The organism is Ensifer sp. BR816 (assembly GCF_000378985.1).
GTDB lineage: Bacteria > Pseudomonadota > Alphaproteobacteria > Rhizobiales > Rhizobiaceae > Sinorhizobium.
In genome coordinates, this window is sequence record NZ_KB905372.1 from 118,434 (window position 1) to 135,925 (window position 17,492).

The following is a 17,492-nucleotide window of genomic DNA, read 5'->3' on the forward strand; positions in this document are numbered from 1 at the left end:
GTGAACTGCGCCTCTGCGGGTTAGATATGCTCGTTGAATGCTCAATCGAAGGGGTTCAGGTTGCCGAATTGTGATGCCGAACTGAGGAGCAGAACGGCGCCACCGGCGATGAAGTTCTAAAAAAAGCGCAAGGGGAAGCTGTATGCGAAAAATCGTACGATCTACATTTCTCACCGCGGTCGCTATCGGGGCGACCGTGTTTTCAAATGGTGGCGCCACTGCTGATGACCTCAAGTCTATCAAAGACAAGGGGTACGCTCGCGTGGTCGTCGCGAACGAGCAACCGTACGGGTTCATCGACGCTGAAAACAAGGGAGCCGGCATCGGCCCGGACGTGGCTGCTGCTGTACTTCGCAAGATCGGCGTAACCAACATCCAGTGGAGCTCTGTTGCGTTTGCTGGACTCATTCCCGGAGTTAAGGCAGACCGTTTTGATTTCGCGGCCGCCGAGCAGGCTATTTTGCCTGAGCGGTGCGCGCAGGTTCAGTTCACCCAACCCAACTCTAGTTATACCTCGGGTCTCTTGGTGCTCAAAGGCAATCCAAAGAAGCTTCATAGCTTCGATGACTTGCTCAAAGTGCAAGGGACCACGCTCGCTGTCGTGTCGGGGGCTGATGAAATCATTCCTGACGCCTATCAGGTGCCGCGAGAAAATCGTGTCTACATCCAGAGCAAGGCTGACGCGATTGCAACGCTGACGTCAGGTCGCGCCGATGCGTACTATGCAACGGAACTTACAATTGCTGATCTCGTGAAGCAGTCCTCGGAGGTCGAGTCCGCAGAAATGACCGGTCCACCGATAGTGAATGGTAAGCCGTTTCGCAAATACGGCGCTTTCACGTTTCGTCCGCAGGACAAGGAACTGTTTGGGGCCTTTAGCGCGGCTTTGAACGAATTCAAGAAGACCGACGAGTACGAAAAGATTCTCACTCGCTACGGCCTGTCCAAAGACAGCATTCAAGCGGCTCGAGACGGCTCCACCGAAAAGCTGTGTGCAGGCGAATAAGGCAGCAAACACCGCCGGCAGTTTACTGGCCAGGATCAGGAACTGTGAAGTCGTTCCATTCCGGACCCTGGCCAAAAAGGTGGGACGAGGTCAGTGGCCACTGATGCATGCGGGGTGCAGCCGTGGGCAACGACATGACGTGCTGCACCGATGCGTTTCAACGCAACGCCCTTTTTGGCCTGCCGATTGCCACTCCGTTCGGCCTTCTACGAAAGTCAACTAGCTGACTTAGCTGGGTGCGAGGATTGATTCGATGGTTGAGAGTCTTAGTCTTATTTTGAGAGGATTGCAGACCACCGTTTCGTTGACCATCTTCAGTTTGACTCTTGCGCTCGTTGTCTCCTTCCTTGCGGGCCTCGGGCGCCTATCGAAAAACAGCGCTGTACGGGCGGCAGCGATCGCCTACATCGAATTTTTCCGAGGAACATCGCTCTTCGTACAGCTTTTCTGGGCCTTTTACGTGCTCCCGTTCATGGGCGTCGAATTAAGCCCCATGCAAGCCGCTGTTCTTGCGCTTGGCTTCAATTATGGTGCCTACGGAGCAGAAGTTGTCCGTGCGTCTATCAACGCAATCGGGCGCGACCAATGGGAGGGATGCGTCGCCCTCAATTTAAATTATTTCCAACGCCTACGCCATGTAATCATACCTCAAGCTATCGTCATCATGTTGCCGCCATTCGGAAATCTGGCAGTGACACTTCTAAAAAGTACTGCGATCGCCTCGCTAATTGCGTTGCCCGACCTGACCTATCAAGCACAACTGGTGCGGAATCAGACTGGGCAAACGCTACTCCCCTTCGCCATCATCATGATCATTTACTTTGCAATTTCGACATTCCTCAAATCTGGAATCCAGCTTGCTGAACGGCGACTTGGTGCGGACCGTACGCAACCGGCGAGGTCAGCGTAATGGAATGGAACTGGGCTTTTGCGTTTGCGATACTTCCGCGCCTTCTGGAAGGCGCGAAAATCACGATTGTCGCGACGTTTCTGGGATTTTTGATTGCTATTGTGATCGGGCTTGCCATTGCTCTTGGGCGACGCTCACAGCAGGCGTGGATCGCACGTTCGGTGGGGCTCTGCGCTGATTTCATCAGGGGCACCCCGCTACTTGTGCAGCTCTATGTTCTGTTTTTCGTTCTACCCAATATTGGAATCGTATTGTCGCCGTTAACTGCCGGGGTAATTGGACTGGGCCTTCACAATGCGACTTATATTGCGGAGGTATATCGCGCTGGTATTGAGAGCATTTCGCGCGGACAGTGGGAGGCTTCGAAGGCTTGCAACCTTAGCATCGGCCAGACCTGGCGCCACATTATCATCCCACAGGCGATCCCGCCTATGGTCCCGGCGCTCGCGAACTACCTGATCGCCATGTTCAAAGAAACACCCCTTCTCTCGGCGATTACGGTCTACGAGATTATGGGAGAGGCATTGGGCGCAGCGAGCAGAACGTATCAATATCTCGAGCCTGTAACGATGGTCGGGGGGTTTTTCCTGATCATAAGTCTCGTCTGCGCCTACCTAGCTCGTGTTCTCGAAGAGCGGGTACGCATTTATCAATAACGGCGGCATTGCACCATGACTAAGCCAATCATCCGGATCAAGAACATCAGCAAAAGCTTCGGCGCCGTCCGTGTGCTGGACGGACTATCGATAGACGTAATGCCCAAAGAAAGGCTGGCACTGATTGGCCCGTCGGGCTCCGGTAAAACGACTATCCTGCGGATCTTGATGACCCTAGAGCGAATAAACGACGGTCATATCGAAATCGATGGTGAGCAGCTTTGCCACATGGAGCGCGCTGGGCAACTCGTTCCCGCAGACGAAAAGCATTTGGCCAACGCGCGCCAGAAGATCGGCATGGTCTTCCAGCATTTCAACCTGTTCCCGCACAAATCCGTCATTGACAACATTACGCTGGCGCCCATCCTCACGAAAGGAGTGGCTAAGCCCATCGCGGAGAAACGCGCGATGGAACTGCTGGATATGGTGGGATTGGCTGACAAGGCCAAGGGCATGCCGGTGGAGCTTTCCGGTGGTCAGAAGCAACGCGTGGCAATCGCCCGCGCTCTGGCGCTTCAGCCGAAGGTTATGCTTTTTGATGAGGTCACCTCGGCTCTTGATCCCGAACTCGTGGAAGAAGTGCTCAGCGTCCTCTGGCAACTGAGCACCGAGACAGACATGACAATGTTGCTCGTCACGCATGAAATGGGTTTCGCGCACGACTTCGCGCACCGCGTGCTATTTTTTGACCGCGGGAAGATTGTTGAGGAGGGCAAACCCGGCGACATTTTCCGCCAGCCGAAGCACGAGCGCACGCAGGCTTTCCTGAAGAAGATTCTCGCTGCCGGCCATCGAATTTAGCGAAACGGCCCTTTAAAATCGAAAGGCAATCGAAAGAAGCCCTGAAGTCGTGTGAGCTGAATTGGTGCCCCGACCACATCGGAGTAGCTTCAATTGGACGATCGATGTGGAAAAGGCATCCTGACGCGGCAGGAGCGGGAACTAATTCGGCATCATCTGCAACTCCGGTCTATCTCGACGACAGCCACATTACGTCCTTGAAGGCGAAGGGAAGGCGCTAATCTTCGACGAGGCAATGCGTCACCGGTTCCGCAGATGATCTCTCGCACCTAACACGGCATCTTGCGGACGCGGGGCGCTGGTTAAAGTCCGCCCATGCAGAGGTATTTCATCTCGAGATAGTCCTCGAGCCCGTGGCGTGAGCCCTCGCGGCCGATGCCTGATTGTTTGACGCCGCCAAAGGGTGCGGCTTCGGACGACATGCGTCCGGTGTTGATGCCGACCATGCCGTATTCGAGCGCTTCGGCGACGCGCCAGACCCGCTTGAGATTGGAAGCGTAGAAGTAGGCGGCAAGGCCGTAGATCGTGTCGTTGGCCGCGCGCACCACCGCGTCGGGATCGTCGAAGCGGATGATCGGCGCCAGCGGCCCGAAGGTTTCTTCCTGGGCGATCCGCATGGTGCTTGTCACGTCGGTGATCACCGTCGGCGCGAAGAAAGTTCCGGACCGGCCGATCCGGTTGCCGCCGCAGCGGATCGACCCTCCCTTGATAACAGCGTCACTGACATGGTCTTCAATCTTGGCCAGAGCACGCGCATCGATCAGTGGGCCGATTGCTGCATCTGGATCGAAGCCGTCGCCGACGCGAAGTGTACGAACACGCTCGCTGAACTTATTAGCAAATTCGTCAAGCACACTACTATGGACGTAAAGCCGGTTGGCCGAAACGCAGGTCTGGCCGGCATTGCGAAACTTCGCCTGGACCGCGCCGTCGACGGCCGCATCGACATCGGCGTCGTCGAAGACGATGAAGGGCGCGTTGCCGCCGAGTTCGAAGCTGACCTTCTTGACCTGGTCCGCACATTGCCGCATCAACAGTCGGCCGACCTCCGTCGATCCGGTGAAGCTGATCTTGCGGACCTTGGGACTAAAGCAGAGGTCGCGCCCGACCGCATCGCCCTCGGAGGCATAGATCAGGTTGAGAACACCGTCGGGAAAACCTGCCAGCCGGGCAAGGGCGAACATGGCGCCGGCAACGAGCGGCGTTTGCTCGGCGGGTTTCAGGACGACGGTACAGCCGGCGGCAAGTGCCGGCGAAATCTTGCGTGCCACCATCGACGCCGGAAAATTCCAGGGCGTGATTGCGCCCACAACGCCGATCGGTTGCTTGATCACCAACATACGGCGGTCGTTGGAGGGTGCGGAGATCGTCTCGCCATAGATACGGTTGGCCTCCTCGGCATACCATTGCAGATAGGCCGCGGCATGGGCGATTTCGGATTTCGCCTCGGCAAGCGGCTTGCCCATCTCGGCCGTCAGGATCGAAGCGAGATCGTTGCCGTGGTCGAGGATCAACTGGTGCCATTGCCACAAGGCATCGGAGCGCTCACGCGCGGTGAGCCCCGCCCAATGCTCTCTCGCGGCATCAGCCCGGTCGATTGCCCTTGCGACGTCCGCCGCCTCCATGTCCGGAAGCTCCGCGAGAAGCTCGCCGGTGGAGGGGTTGAGAACCGGGAAGCGCCTGACGCCGCCTGTTGCGGTGAGGCCAGGGACCGACGCCAGGTCGGCGAACAGCGCGGGGTTTTTGAGATGCCTGATCAGCGACTGCATCAGCGTCAACGGTGATCCTCCTCATGCAGTGAAACGTGCCGCATCTATAGCCGCTCGCCCTTAAAACGGCAGCACCGGAGCGATCCTCGCCGATCGCTCCGGCCACAGAACGTGATTACTTACTCCGAGCCGATCGATCGACCGCGATGACCGCTTCGATCTTGACCTTGGCGCCATTCGGCAAGGCCTTGACCTCGTAGCAGGCGCGGGCCGGATAAGGCGTCGTGAAGAAGCCGGCATAGACGCGGTTGACCTCGGCGAAATCGCCAAAATCCGTCTTCTCCGGGTCAGCCGACTGCAATGACAGCGTCGATCTTTACATTGACTCCCTTCGGCAAAGCCTTGACTTCATAGCACGCACTCGCCGGAAGAGGTGCCGCGAAAAAGCTTGTATAGACGCGGCTCACCTCCACGAGATCACCGAGGTCGGTCAGCAGCATCGTGATCTTGACGGTCTTCGAAAGATCAGTGCCAGCAGCCTCGGCGATGGCGGCGAGGTTCTCAAGGCACTGCCTGGCCTGCTCGACGACGTCAGCGGAACTGAATTCGCCCGTTGCGGGATCGATCGGCAGCTGTCCGGTCACGAGCAACAGATTGCCGAGCTTGGTGGAGTAGGGGTCGACAGCGCCCTGTGCATCGGCGGTGGAAATAGCGGTGATCAACTAAGTTCTCCAATTCGTTGGGGGTGCGCCATGCACCGCGGACGACCGCCACTTCAGCGACGCGGTCTGGCATGCCGGGCGCTCACGAGATCGCTAGTGAGCGCCCCGGAGCCGTTAATCATGGTCGGACTGACGTGTCGCAGCCGGTGTTAAGGTAAAACCAGTCCGCCGGGCCAGCGTATCGTCCGGAGTCATCCGCTTCAGGCCCGACCAGAAGGTCGCCTTAGACCGTTGCTACCTTAGCTCCTGTTATGCGATTGGCCCGAGTCCCAACGCACGTGCTTGAACCGCTCATGCCGCAATGCATCCCTGCGCTCATCGATTAGCGTCCCGCGGCATAGGTGATTTCCGGATGCTGTTGAGAAGGCTTGCGATCTCCTGTGCGACGTCCTCGATCGAAGCAAGTCCGTTTACCTGCTTCAAGAGTCCTCTCATAGCGTAGTGCAGCGACAATGGACGTGTCGCTTCATAGTAAGCACTCAATCGCACCCGCAGTGTTTCCGCATTGTCGTCCGATCGAACCTCCGCTCCTGCGCTGACCGCCTGAGCGGCACGCGCGCGAATCCGCTCAGACAGGACGTCTTCATTAACGACGAGCTCGATGACCGCAGAAATAGCGCTTCCAACCAGCATTTTGTCCAATGCGTTGGCCTGAGCCAGTGTGCGTGGATAGCCATCAAGTATGAAACCCGACGCCGCATCCGGCTGACTGAGCCGAAGAGCGACGATTTCCGAAATCGTCTCGTCATCGATGAGAATGCCAGCATCTATCTTCGCCCGGAGCATATTCCCCAGTGATGATCCAGATCGGATTTCGGTCCTGAGCATGTCACCGGTCGAGAGATGTGGAATGCCAAAACACTCAGAGATGCGGTTGGCTTGCGTACCCTTTCCAGCCCCCGGTGGGCCTAGCAATATCAACTTCAATGTCTTCCCTCACCCTTGATGTGGTTGTTGATTCTTCGTCACGCGGCGTCTGAGCGATTCTGCCGATTGGCGATCAGGTCGTCGACGACCGCCGGGTCGGCGAGCGTCGAGGTATCGTCGAGCGAGCCGAAATCGTCCTCGGCGATCTTGCGGAGGATCCGGCGCATGATTTTGCCCGAGCGCGTCTTCGGCAGGCCGGGCGCGAACTGGATCTTGTCCGGGGTGGCGATCGGTCCGATCTCCGCGCGCACATGTTTGACCAGATCCTGGCGCAGCGCATCGTTGCCTTCCTCGCCGGCCATCAGCGAGTCGTAGCAATAGATGCCCTGTCCCTTAACATTGTGCGGGTAGCCGACGACAGCGGCTTCGGACACCAGATGGTGCGAGACGAGCGCCGATTCGATCTCCGCCGTGCCGAGGCGGTGGCCGGAAATGTTGAGCACGTCGTCGACGCGGCCGGTGATCCAGTAATAGCCGTCCTCGTCGCGCCGGCAGCCGTCGCCGGTGAAATACTTGCCCTTGTAGGTGGCGAAATAGGTCTCGATGAAGCGCTTGTGATCCCCGTAGACCGTGCGCATCTGTCCCGGCCAGCTGTCGATGATGCAGAGATTGCCGTCAGCGGCCCCCTCCAGCACATTGCCCTCGTTGTCGACGAGCTGCGGCTTGATGCCGAAGAAGGGGCGTGTCGCAGACCCCGGCTTCAGGTCGGTCGCGCCCGGCAGCGGCGTGATGAGGATGCCGCCCGTTTCCGTCTGCCACCAGGTGTCGACGATCGGCGAACGGGCTTCACCGACGACGTTGTAGTACCACTCCCAGGCTTCCGGGTTGATCGGCTCGCCAACCGAACCGAGAAGCCGCAGCGACGAGCGCGACGAGCGTTTCACGAAGGCATCGCCGGCCCCCATCAGGGCGCGGATCGCGGTGGGCGCGGTGTAGAAGGTGTTGACCTTGTGCTTTTCGATCACTTCCCAGAAACGGCCGGCATCCGGGAAATTCGGCACGCCCTCGAACATCAGCGTGGTCGCGCGGTTCGCCAGCGGCCCGTAGACGATGTAGGAATGGCCGGTGACCCAGCCGACATCGGCCGTGCACCAGTAGACGTCGCCGTCCTGGTAGTCAAAGACATATTTGTGCGTCATCGAGGCATAGACGAGATAGCCGCCCGTCGTGTGCAGGACGCCCTTCGGCTTGCCGGTGGAGCCGGACGTATAAAGAATGAAGAGCGGGTCCTCCGCCTTCATCTTGGCCGGCGGGCAATCGCGCGGCACGGAGAGCATTTCCTGGTGATACCAGAGGTCGCGGCCCGGCGCCCAGCCGGTCTTGCCGCCGGTGCGGCGCACGACCAGAACCTTGTTGACGATCACATGCTGCTTGGCCGCGATGTCGATCGCCGTGTCGGTGTTTTCCTTGAGCGGAATCGGCTTGCCGCCGCGCACGCCCTCGTCGCAGGTGATGACGAAGGTGGATTCGCAATCGACGATGCGGCCGGCGAGCGCCTCAGGGGAAAAGCCGCCGAAGACGACCGAGTGGATCGCGCCGACGCGGGCGCAGGCGAGCATCGCAAAAGCCGCCTCGGGGATCATCGGCATATAGATGGTGACGCGATCACCCTTCGTGACGCCATATTTCTTCAGGACGTTGGCGAGCCGGCAAACCTTGTCGTAGAGCTCGTTATAGATGATCTTCTTGTCGATATAGGGGTTGTCCCCTTCCCAGATGATCGCGGTCTTCTCGCCATGCGTCTTCAGGTGACGGTCGATGCAGTTGTAGGAGACGTTGGTGAGGCCGTCTTCGAACCAGTTGATCGAAACGTCGCCCTCGAAGGAAGTGTTCTTGAGCTTGGTATAGGGCTGGAACCAGTCGATCCGCTTGCCATGCTCGCCCCAGAACGTCTCGGGATCGGCGACGCTCTCGGCGTACCAATTGTCGTACTTGGCCTTATCGATCAAAGCGTTTGTACGAATGGATCTGGTGGCCGGATATGCTTTTTCGGACATGATCAAGTCCACCCCTTTGATTTTGGTGCTCGTGGAAGCTCGGCTCCGTCGTCTGGGAAAAAAGCCCGGTACCGTTGGCACCGGGCTAGTTAGCGGGAAATGGCTCACTTCCCGCGGGAAGCTATGGGCGTAAGCGACAAACCAAGCCTTCGCGTTGATCTCGCTAGATTTGATAGAGGGAAGTGCGCTCTTACCTGATCATGTGTCCGTCTCGATTACCTGGCGTAGCAAGCGCCGCCGCGCCGGACTTGGCGCGTGATGGGCGAGCAGCAGCAAGTTTGATGCAGTGCCCGCACGATCCGCTTCCTAGTAGGGAAGCAGCCTTAGAAAGGAGTTGCGGCGAAAAAGCACCCAGTGGGCGCAGAAAACCGGCGGAATGTCACAAAGAATGCACTGTTTCGGCGCCTAGCAGTCCAAAGGATAAAATTTCTACTTTAGAATGTCCTCGGCCCAGCGTCACCGGCTGGTAATGCTCAGCACGTTTGGGAGCAGTGCCGGAGACTCATCGCGAGTGGTTTCCGCCGCGGCACCTTGGCCGTCCCTCTGTGCATTTCCGCATCAATCATGAAGGAAAGCTAAACAGCGTGGCTGGATTGAGCCCCGACCGTCGGAAGGAGAGCTCGTGACCGCTAGCGCCCGTTGACGCTGCAATGAATCAGTCATCAATAAAATGCGGAACGACGCGCGCCCAACCGGCCAGACCAATTTGCTGCGGCTTTAACCCCCGCCTATGGGAAAAGGCCTGACCGCGCATTTGGCTGTGTATGCTGAAAATTCTTTTTGAGTCCTCCGATATTGCTTCCCGGCTTCATTTAGTTGAGCCGCGCTCTATCGCCATTTTCAGCGCATCAAGCTCCAGATTCACACGCCCTCGGTACGTGAGGAACCCGTCATCTCCGCCGAGTAGCCGACGGCAGTTAGTGATTTCCAACTCAGATTATCCGTGGGCCGACATGCTCGTGAATAGGTCTTACCTCTTTATGCAAAAACGCGCAGGATTTGTGCGCAAATCATAAAAAAAAACTGCAATCCGGCACAATCGAGCTATTTGACACGCAAACGACCCGCTTTGCGTTGTTACATTATTCCCAATCACCAAGTTGTCCGTCGTACAATTTAAGCGGTGCCTGCACTAACTCGTGCGAATGGCAAGACGAGGAATGAACTCTATGAAGGAGCTTGCGGCTATGAACAAGACATCCGTCGCTACGAGTGATGCAGGCATCGGAATTTTCGAGCGCCTCGAATCTGAGGTCCGTGGGTATATACGGTCGTTTCCCATCGTCTTCGATCGCGGAATTGGCACGACCCTCATCGACGCCGATGGTCGGGAATTTCTCGACTTCTTTGCAGGGGCGGGCGCCCTCAATTACGGGCACAACAATCCAGCTTTTAAGAAGCCGTTGCTCGACTACATCCAGCGGGACGGCATCATTCACGGACTCGATCTCGCAACGAGCGCGAAAAGGGCATTCATCGAGGCCTTCGAGAAGTATATTCTGAAGCCGCGGGGTTTGAATTACAAACTGCAATTTACCGGCCCAACCGGCACAAACGCTGTCGAGGCGGCCCTCAAGCTTGCGCGCCAAGTCACAAAAAGATCAAACGTTGTGGCTTTTACCAACGGATTTCATGGCGTCAGCGCCGGGGCTTTGGCGGCGACCGGGAACAAGAAATACCGGAGTGCGGCGGGGTATGGCCTCGCGCACGTGACGACTTTGCCCTACGACGGCTATCTCGGTCGTTCGGTTGACACGCTCGACTACTTTGAGAAATTGCTCAACGATCCGAGCAGCGGCCTGGACAAACCTGCCGCCGTCATTTTGGAGGCGATCCAAGGCGAAGGTGGAATTAGGCCTGCCAGTTTTCAGTGGCTACAGCGGCTGCGTGACCTCACCAAGCGCCACGAAATCCTGCTCATTCTCGACGACATTCAGGCGGGTGTGGGCCGCTCGGGGAAATTCTTCAGCTTTGAAGCGGCAGGGATCGTTCCAGACATCGTAACTTTGTCGAAGTCGATCTCAGCGGTCGGTACGCCGATGGCCCTCGTTCTTTTGAAGCCTGAACTGGACATCTGGTCGCCTGGTGCTCACAGCGGTACGTACCGTGGCAACAATCTTGCATTCGTTGCCGCTCGCGCAGCTCTCGAGACATACTGGGCCGACAACAAGTTCGAGGATGAGATCGCGGTGAAGTCCGCAATACTGGCGGACGAACTGAAGTCGATCGCCAACGATTTCCCCAACCTTGGACTGACCGTGCGCGGCCGAGGACTGATGTACGGTCTTGTATCGGAGAAGGATCCGTCGTTGCCAGGCAAGGTTCAGGCGGAAGCTCTTCGGCGAAGTCTGGTGATCGAGACCTGTGGTGGCCGGGGCGAGGTATTGAAGTTCCTCGTCGCCCTAATCATCACCGAGAATGATTTGCGCCGGGGCCTATCGATCGTTCGCGAGAGTATTGGTGCGGTCCAGGCCAGCCTGGACAAGAGGCCCGCCTCAGCAATTCTCGGTGCCGAAGTCAATACGTAGCTCGTCTTCCAAGGACCAACGATCAAGCCGGATCGCCTCCTTGCACGCGAGGGGATCCATACTGGCCCGGCCGCCCGCACTAACGGGAGGAGCAGCACCGCTTTGGGCCGATCAACGAACGCAAGAGGCATGCAAATGAGAGTCACAAACGCCGAAGTGAACAGTCCGATGAGGGGCGAGCACGTCGATATCTATATCAACGGGAAACTCCGACCGGCGCATTCGTCGGCCCGGATCCCAGTGATTAACCCGGCTGATGAGCGCGAGTTTGCCACGATTCCGGATGGCGACAAGGAAGACGTAGCTGCAGCAGTAGACGCTGCGCGGGAAGCGTTCAGAAACTCCGGCTGGCCGCAGCTTCCGCCATCCGAGCGAGCAAAGCATTTGCGCAGGCTTGCCCGCGCAATTGACAAACGCGCCGAGCAACTTGGCGCGATTGTCACCGCACAGATTGGCATGCCTTTCGCAGCCTCGGTGCAGTCAAACGGTGGCGGAACGTCGAAACTGTACGACTATTACGCCGAGGTCGCCGATCAGTTCGAAGTTGAGTTCGAGCGCGTCGGACACGGCTTGCGTACTGTCATGCGGAGAGAGCCTGTTGGCGTTGCAGCGTTGATCGTGCCGTGGAATGGACCACAGGGGGCCATCGCGTGGAAGCTGGCTCCGGCACTCGCCGCCGGCTGCACAACTGTAATCAAGCCCCCACCTGAAGCATCGCTGGATTCATATTTGCTTGCAGGAGCTTTGGACGAGGCCGGTATCCCTCCCGGCGTTGTGAACATCGTTTTCGGTGGCCGCGAAACAGGAGCATTGCTTGCCTCGCACCCAGGAGTCGATAAGGTGTCATTTACGGGCTCAACCCAAGCCGGGCGTCAGGTAGCTCTTGCCTGCGCTGAGCGCTTCGCCCGCGTCACGCTTGAGCTTGGTGGTAAGTCGGGGGCATTGTTACTCGATGACGCTGATCTCGATACGTTTCTTCCACTGGTTGCGCCGGCATGCATTCCGTTCAGCGGGCAAATTTGTCACGCTCTCACCCGAGTGATTGCACCGCGTGAACGCTACGACAAAGTCGTGGAAGGGATTGTAAGCAAAATGGCCGCTCTCGTCGTGGGGCATCCCCTGGACCCAACGACGCAGGTCGGCCCCCTGGTGGCGAAACGGCAGAGGGACCGGGTCGAGGAGTACATCGCATCGGGACGTGCACAAGGCGCAAAAGTCGTGGCAGGTGGAGGCAGGCCGCCAGGCTTGGAAGCTGGCTATTACATTCAACCGACGGTTTTCCGCGACGTCGATAGCTCGATGCGCATTGCCCAAGAGGAAATCTTTGGGCCGGTGGTGTCCGTGATCCCCTATGACAACGAGGAAGAGGCACTCGCGATTTGCAACGGCACGGCATATGGCCTGGGCGGGGCAGTGTTTACATCTGATCCTGAGCGGGGAATGGCTGTAGCGCGTCGTATCGAGGCTGGCGTGGTCGGTATCAATCGTTACACACTCCATATTGACGCGCCGTTTGGGGGCATCAAAGGCAGTGGCATAGGTCGCGAATTGGGGCCTGAGGGGCTGTCGGCATTTCTCGAAGCCAAATCGATATTCCCGCCTCAAGGGTGAACGCGGTGTAGTGCGAGCGCGCCAAACTCGTCTGTTGTTCTTCGCAGGCTTAACAAAGTCCTGCGGACTTCGAGGGACGAGTTGGCTTAATCCTTCATGAAGGGAAACTCCGATGGCCATCGTCAAACGAGTCGCCGATCTCCTCCCTGATATCGTATCCTGGCGTCACGGCATCCACGCGTATCCGGAGTTCGGCTTTGCCGTACACCGCACTTCCGCCTTCGTCGCGGAGCGCCTGCGGGAATTTGGCTGTGATCAGGTCGTGACCGGAGTTGGGAGGACCGGCGTCGTCGGCGTTGTCACCGGAAAGAGGGCCGCGAGAAACCGCAAGCCTAAGGTCATCGGGCTGCGCAGCGATCTGGATGCGCTGCCGATCGAGGAGGCGACTGAACTGCCCTATGCCTCGAAGGTCAATGGCTTCATGCACGCCTGCGGTCATGACGGGCACGCGGCGATGCTGTTGGGTGCAGCACGCTACCTCGCCGAAACCCGCAATTTTGCCGGCACGGCAGTCTTGATCTTTGAACCTGCGGAAGAGCTGGGTACGGGCGCTCAAGCGATGCTTGAGGACGGCCTGATGGAGCGCTTCGGCATCGAGCACGTCTATGGCATGCACAATCTGCCAGGCTTGCCAATCGGTGCCTTTAGCATCCGGCAAGGCCCGGTCATGGCCGCAACCGATAGCATCGAGGTCAAAATCGAAGGCCGCGGCGGCCATCCCGGAATGCCGCATCAATGCATAGATGCGATCCTGGTCGCCGCTCAGTTAATCATGGCCCTGCAGCAAGTCGTGGCGCAAAACGTCAATCCATTGGAGCCGGCGGCGATTTCGTTTCACCAACTGCAATCCGGGGGCTCCCAGAGAGTCATTCCGGAGGTAGCGGAGTTGCGAGGTAGCATGCGAACGCTGACGCCGGAGGTGCGTCAGCTGGTCAAAAAGCGGGTGAGCGAGATTGTCGCCGGTATCGCCCTGGTAACTGGCGCCAAGATAGATCTCAAGATTGAGAGCAGCGACGCCGTTGTTTTCAACCATGCAATGCAGACCGAACTTGCAATCAGGGCGGCGAAGGACGTGGCCGGCGAGGACAATGTGCTCGAGACGCCTCCCGTGTTGGGAGGGGAGGATTTTTCCTACCTGGCGGAGGCGCGACCGGGTGCATTCATCTGGTGCGGAAATGGGGATAGCGCCGGTTTGCATCACGCCGCCTATGATTTCAGCGACGAGGCAATACCGTATGGAACGTCGTTCTGGATCAAACTCGTGGAAAACACGCTTGCGGCGTGAGGTGTTTGACGGGAGAACACAACCGATGGATATGGGCGGGCTGGTCGTGAGCCGTGGCGCCGGCCAGGCGACGTTCGGTCCGCACATTCCTGAACTCCAGCCCCGCCAAAAGCTCGTCGAATCCTCCGCAAGAACAAGAAAAGCCGGTTTCCAGCGTTCACGAAGGCCGATTGCGCGGATCGCTCATCTTTCGCTGCTAGATTTACAACGCAGACAGATGTGTTTTGGTGGAAGCAGCGAACGAAAACTTGACTTGGGAGGAATTTCAGATGGGTAAGCGGGAACACGACGAAAATAGAGAACTTCCCTCGAGACGTGCAATCCTGAGGGGAATGGCTGCACTCGGCATAGCTGCGATGGCGATCCTCTCATTTGCCGGATCGACTTCTGCACGGTCGCTGCTTGATAAGATCAAGAACGGAGAGACGATCCGGATTGGCTTCTCCAACGAGATTCCCTGGGCCTACCCCGGCGAGAAGAACAAGCCGCTGGGCTTCGTCAATGCAATGACGCTGGACATTCTGAAGAGGCTGGGCACGACAAACGTCGAGCCGGTCGTCACCGAATGGGGTTCGCTCATCCCGGGCCTGCAGGCGGGCCGCTTCGATATTATTACCGGCGGCATGTTTATCCTCCCGGAGCGCTGCCGCAACGTCCTATTCACCGAACCGCTCGGCAAGGCCGCAGACGGGCTGCTCGTGCCGAAGGGCAACCCGCATGGACTGCACTCCTACGAGGACGTGCGCGACAAAGGCCTCATCTTCGTCACTGCCGCCGGCTACGATTCAGTGGACTATGCGCAAAAAATCGGCATTTCCGAGGACAAGCTCCTGCAGGTCGCGGGACCGGCGGAGATCCTGCAAGCAGTGAAGGCCGGCCGCGCCGACGCCGGCGCCGGTGACTACTTCACTGTAAAGAAATTTGCCGATAAGGATGACAGTGTTGAGCTTGCCGATCCGTTTACTCCGCCCGCCATCGGCTATCCCGCCTTCGCCTTTTTGCCCAACCAACAGGGCGCGGTCGACGCCTTTAATGCGGTGCTCAAAGACTATATCGGTTCCGCCGAGATGATGGCGTCGGTCGGCGAATACGGTTACACAAGAGCCACCCTGCCGGACGACACCCGGACCGCTGATCTTTGCAAGCATTGAACCCCCTAGCCGGTATGACTCATGCACCTGGACGCGCACGAGTGCCAGGTTTGTGACTGGTGGTTTCACTCGGAGGGGCGCAGCCGATGGTTTTCCGCGACGTCGACAGCTCGATGCGGGTGGGCACGAAAAGCTCTTTAGCCCGTGGTCGCCGGTGATCCCATACGAGAGCGAAGACGAGGCGTTCGCGATCTTCAACAGCACGACGTACGGCTTTGAGGGGCGGTGTTCACGTATAGCCCAGAGGTAAAGGGGGAGTTTTGGTCAGGAAGTTAGCGGAGAACATAATCTCCCGAAGGCGAGAATGCTGCAGAAACTGAGCGGATTGCTGGCGCACGAGTGAAGCTTGCAAAGGCTGGTATTCGTATCTGACAACATCCATCGAACCACTCCTGCGGACAAGTACTCGATAGTCCGTGCCTAGCTGAATGGGGGTATCAATTTGACGTTCGACTATATTATTGTCGGCGGCGGCTCTTCTGGCTGCGTCATGGCGAATAGGCTTTCCGCCGATGGGAAACGTGTTCTGCTCGTCGAAGCTGGTCCCGACACGCCTCCTGACGCCGTCCCCGACGATATACTAGATGGCGACCCCACTCGCGCATATTTCAATCCGGCCTATCAATGGTCATCTCTCAAAGCCCGGGCGGTGCGGGACGGGAGAAAAGCTCAACATTATGAGCAGGCTCGCGTAATCGGTGGGGGGTCAAGTATTAATGCCCAAGTGGCGAATCGGGGGGGTCCTGGCGACTACGACGAATGGGCGGCAAATGGCGCTACCGGCTGGAGTTGGGACGAGGTCTTACCTTATTTCCGCCGTCTCGAAACGGACTTAGATTTCGATGGTGAATTTCACGGCAAGGATGGCCCGCTGCCAATAAGACGCGTTCGGCAGTCGGAATGGTCGGGCTTCATCAGGGCGGTGTCCGAGGCCTATGAGCTCGCCGGTATTCCCTTTAGGCCCGATTTCAACGGCGCCTTTGGCGATGGGTATTCCGTGGTACCGTTGACGAATAACGACGGCCACAGAGTGTCTACGGCAATAGCGTACCTGAACGAAACTGTACGGTCCCGGCCGAACTTGAAGATCTTACCGCACACGACTGTGGTGCAGCTGGTATTCAGGGATAACGTGATCACTGCTGTTGAGGTCGAGAACAGTTCCGGTCGACAGGTGGTTCACTGCTCCAATGTGGTTCTCTGCGCGGGATCGCTTCATACACCCGCAATTCTGATGCGTTCGGGGGTTGGGCCTGGCGAACATCTCACTAGGCTGGGAATTCCCATGGTTGCAGACGTTCCAGGCGTAGGGCAAGGTCTGCAGGAGCATCCCGGCATCGCGATTTCGGCCTATTTGGAGCCGAGCGGTCGGATGTCACCTAACGTGAGCGGCCATATACAGATGCATGCACGTTATTCGTCGGGGCACGAAGCGTGTCCATCGACGGATATGGCAATATCTGCAGTTGCAAAGTCAGCATGGCATCCGCTCGGTAAGCGCCTTGGCTCCCTCTTCTTATGGGTGAATCGTAGCTACTCCACCGGAGCGGTCACGCTCAGACATTCCTCGCACAACGTAGAGCCAGAGGTGGATTTTAACTGGCTAAGCGACCAACGCGATTTGGCGCGATTGAAAGCAGGCTTCCAGTTCCTGGGGCGGTTACTGAAGCAAGATGCTTTGTCGGGAGTTGCACTCGATCCATTCCCTTCGGCTTGGAACTGGCGAGCCAAGCAGATCAGCCAGATCAATCACCTCAACTACGGACTGACATCCGTGCTAGCAAAGCTGATGGATAGTTCCCCAAAACTCCGCCGTAGCCTGATAAAGCACCTCATCACAAATGGTCAAACATTCTCAGATCTTCTTGCCGATGAGGAGGCGTTACATCGTTTCGTGCGCGAAAACGTGACCGGCAATTGGCACCCGACTTCAAGTTGCCGGATGGGAGGTAAGTTGGACTGCATGGCTGTGACCGATCCTTCAGGGAGGGTCCGCGGTGTTACGAGAGTTAGGATCGCTGACGCCTCGATCATGCCACACTGCCCACGCGCGAACACTAACATTCCAACTGTTATGGTAGCCGAAAAAATGGCGGATACGATCCTGAGAGAAAGGTACAAGGGTTAATCATGAATCGATTAGTACACATCCGAAGTGGGCCGCCTTGTCAGAATTGTCGGATTTGGCA

15 protein-coding genes are annotated in these 17,492 nt (G+C 57.8%); 10 read left to right on the plus strand and 5 right to left on the minus strand.

Annotated features, from left to right (window positions below; genetic code table 11):
- Positions 1–142: 142 nt before the first annotated feature.
- From ehuB (RHIBR816_RS0133050) to ehuA, 4 genes are all read left to right on the plus strand, one after another.
- Positions 143–1,006: an ectoine/hydroxyectoine ABC transporter substrate-binding protein EhuB gene (gene ehuB / locus RHIBR816_RS0133050; protein WP_018240865.1), complete on the plus strand. Its 864-nt coding sequence runs from the start codon at positions 143–145 to the stop codon at positions 1,004–1,006.
- Positions 1,007–1,259: 253 nt separating this feature from the next.
- Positions 1,260–1,916 carry an ectoine/hydroxyectoine ABC transporter permease subunit EhuC gene (ehuC, locus tag RHIBR816_RS0133055; protein ID WP_026187708.1) on the plus strand — a complete coding sequence of 219 codons (657 nt, stop codon included), beginning with the start codon at positions 1,260–1,262 and terminating at the stop codon, positions 1,914–1,916.
- Positions 1,916–2,572, plus strand: a complete 657-nt coding sequence (gene ehuD, locus RHIBR816_RS0133060; protein ID WP_018240867.1) for an ectoine/hydroxyectoine ABC transporter permease subunit EhuD — start codon at positions 1,916–1,918, stop codon at positions 2,570–2,572. The genes ehuC and ehuD overlap by 1 nt, the downstream gene beginning before the upstream one ends.
- Before the next feature lie 15 nt (positions 2,573–2,587).
- Positions 2,588–3,373: an ectoine/hydroxyectoine ABC transporter ATP-binding protein EhuA gene (ehuA, locus tag RHIBR816_RS0133065; RefSeq protein ID WP_018240868.1), complete on the plus strand. Its 786-nt coding sequence runs from the start codon at positions 2,588–2,590 to the stop codon at positions 3,371–3,373.
- A 302-nt stretch (positions 3,374–3,675) separates the two neighbouring features.
- Here the strand turns inward: ehuA and RHIBR816_RS0133070 are convergent, their stop codons facing one another.
- The 5 genes from RHIBR816_RS0133070 to acs all read right to left on the minus strand — a co-directional run bounded on the left by RHIBR816_RS0133070 (position 3,676) and on the right by acs (position 8,728).
- Complete coding sequence (locus RHIBR816_RS0133070) at positions 3,676–5,142, minus strand: NAD-dependent succinate-semialdehyde dehydrogenase (RefSeq protein ID WP_034817685.1); 1,467 nt, start codon at positions 5,140–5,142, stop codon at positions 3,676–3,678.
- Between the two features lie 115 nt (positions 5,143–5,257).
- Positions 5,258–5,443 carry a Rid family hydrolase gene (locus RHIBR816_RS0133075; RefSeq protein WP_018240870.1) on the minus strand — a complete coding sequence of 62 codons (186 nt, stop codon included), beginning with the start codon at positions 5,441–5,443 and terminating at the stop codon, positions 5,258–5,260.
- Complete coding sequence (locus RHIBR816_RS0133080) at positions 5,430–5,804, minus strand: Rid family detoxifying hydrolase (RefSeq protein WP_018240871.1); 375 nt, start codon at positions 5,802–5,804, stop codon at positions 5,430–5,432. The genes RHIBR816_RS0133075 and RHIBR816_RS0133080 overlap by 14 nt, the downstream gene beginning before the upstream one ends.
- Positions 5,805–6,119: 315 nt before the next feature.
- The gene (locus RHIBR816_RS0133085) at positions 6,120–6,731 is read right to left on the minus strand and encodes an adenylate kinase (protein ID WP_026187709.1); all 612 of its coding nucleotides are present in this window, start codon (positions 6,729–6,731) and stop codon (positions 6,120–6,122) included.
- Positions 6,732–6,769: 38 nt separating this feature from the next.
- Positions 6,770–8,728 carry an acetate--CoA ligase gene (gene acs / locus RHIBR816_RS0133090; RefSeq protein WP_026187710.1) on the minus strand — a complete coding sequence of 653 codons (1,959 nt, stop codon included), beginning with the start codon at positions 8,726–8,728 and terminating at the stop codon, positions 6,770–6,772.
- Between the two features lie 1,187 nt (positions 8,729–9,915).
- Here acs and ectB point away from each other — a divergent pair.
- The 6 genes from ectB (at position 9,916) to RHIBR816_RS0133115 (ending at position 17,431) form a co-directional block, all read left to right on the plus strand.
- Complete coding sequence (gene ectB / locus RHIBR816_RS0133095; protein WP_052522790.1) at positions 9,916–11,256, plus strand: diaminobutyrate--2-oxoglutarate transaminase; 1,341 nt, start codon at positions 9,916–9,918, stop codon at positions 11,254–11,256.
- Positions 11,257–11,391: 135 nt separating this feature from the next.
- Positions 11,392–12,867, plus strand: a complete 1,476-nt coding sequence (locus RHIBR816_RS0133100; RefSeq protein WP_198294206.1) for an aldehyde dehydrogenase — start codon at positions 11,392–11,394, stop codon at positions 12,865–12,867.
- Between the two features lie 112 nt (positions 12,868–12,979).
- Positions 12,980–14,152 carry an amidohydrolase gene (locus RHIBR816_RS0133105; RefSeq protein WP_018240876.1) on the plus strand — a complete coding sequence of 391 codons (1,173 nt, stop codon included), beginning with the start codon at positions 12,980–12,982 and terminating at the stop codon, positions 14,150–14,152.
- A gap of 25 nt (positions 14,153–14,177) precedes the next feature.
- On the plus strand, positions 14,178–14,429 hold the full coding sequence (locus RHIBR816_RS37830; protein WP_157628313.1) for a hypothetical protein: 252 nt from the start codon (positions 14,178–14,180) through the stop codon (positions 14,427–14,429).
- Positions 14,430–14,484: 55 nt separating this feature from the next.
- The gene (gene ehuB / locus RHIBR816_RS0133110; RefSeq protein WP_018240877.1) at positions 14,485–15,303 is read left to right on the plus strand and encodes an ectoine/hydroxyectoine ABC transporter substrate-binding protein EhuB; all 819 of its coding nucleotides are present in this window, start codon (positions 14,485–14,487) and stop codon (positions 15,301–15,303) included.
- A 442-nt stretch (positions 15,304–15,745) separates the two neighbouring features.
- A complete protein-coding gene (locus tag RHIBR816_RS0133115) occupies positions 15,746–17,431 on the plus strand; it encodes a GMC family oxidoreductase (RefSeq protein WP_018240878.1) in 1,686 nt (561 codons plus the stop codon).
- The last annotated feature ends 61 nt before the right edge of the window (positions 17,432–17,492 follow it).

Excerpts from the sequence above, each read along its gene's own strand:
- ehuC (WP_026187708.1), top strand. The coding sequence starts at position 1,260 with ATGGTTGAGAGTCTTAGTCTTATTTTGAGAGGATTGCAGACCACCGTT.
- RHIBR816_RS37830 (WP_157628313.1), top strand. The coding sequence starts at position 14,178 with ATGGATATGGGCGGGCTGGTCGTGAGCCGTGGCGCCGGCCAGGCGACG.
- RHIBR816_RS0133100 (WP_198294206.1), top strand. The coding sequence starts at position 11,392 with ATGAGAGTCACAAACGCCGAAGTGAACAGTCCGATGAGGGGCGAGCAC.
- ehuA (WP_018240868.1), top strand. The coding sequence starts at position 2,588 with ATGACTAAGCCAATCATCCGGATCAAGAACATCAGCAAAAGCTTCGGC.
- RHIBR816_RS0133070 (WP_034817685.1), bottom strand. The coding sequence starts at position 5,142 with ATGCAGTCGCTGATCAGGCATCTCAAAAACCCCGCGCTGTTCGCCGAC.
- RHIBR816_RS0133105 (WP_018240876.1), top strand. The coding sequence starts at position 12,980 with ATGGCCATCGTCAAACGAGTCGCCGATCTCCTCCCTGATATCGTATCC.
- ehuD (WP_018240867.1), top strand. The coding sequence starts at position 1,916 with ATGGAATGGAACTGGGCTTTTGCGTTTGCGATACTTCCGCGCCTTCTG.
- ehuB (WP_018240877.1), top strand. The coding sequence starts at position 14,485 with ATGGCTGCACTCGGCATAGCTGCGATGGCGATCCTCTCATTTGCCGGA.
- ehuB (WP_018240865.1), top strand. The coding sequence starts at position 143 with ATGCGAAAAATCGTACGATCTACATTTCTCACCGCGGTCGCTATCGGG.
- acs (WP_026187710.1), bottom strand. The coding sequence starts at position 8,728 with ATGTCCGAAAAAGCATATCCGGCCACCAGATCCATTCGTACAAACGCT.
- ectB (WP_052522790.1), top strand. The coding sequence starts at position 9,916 with ATGAACAAGACATCCGTCGCTACGAGTGATGCAGGCATCGGAATTTTC.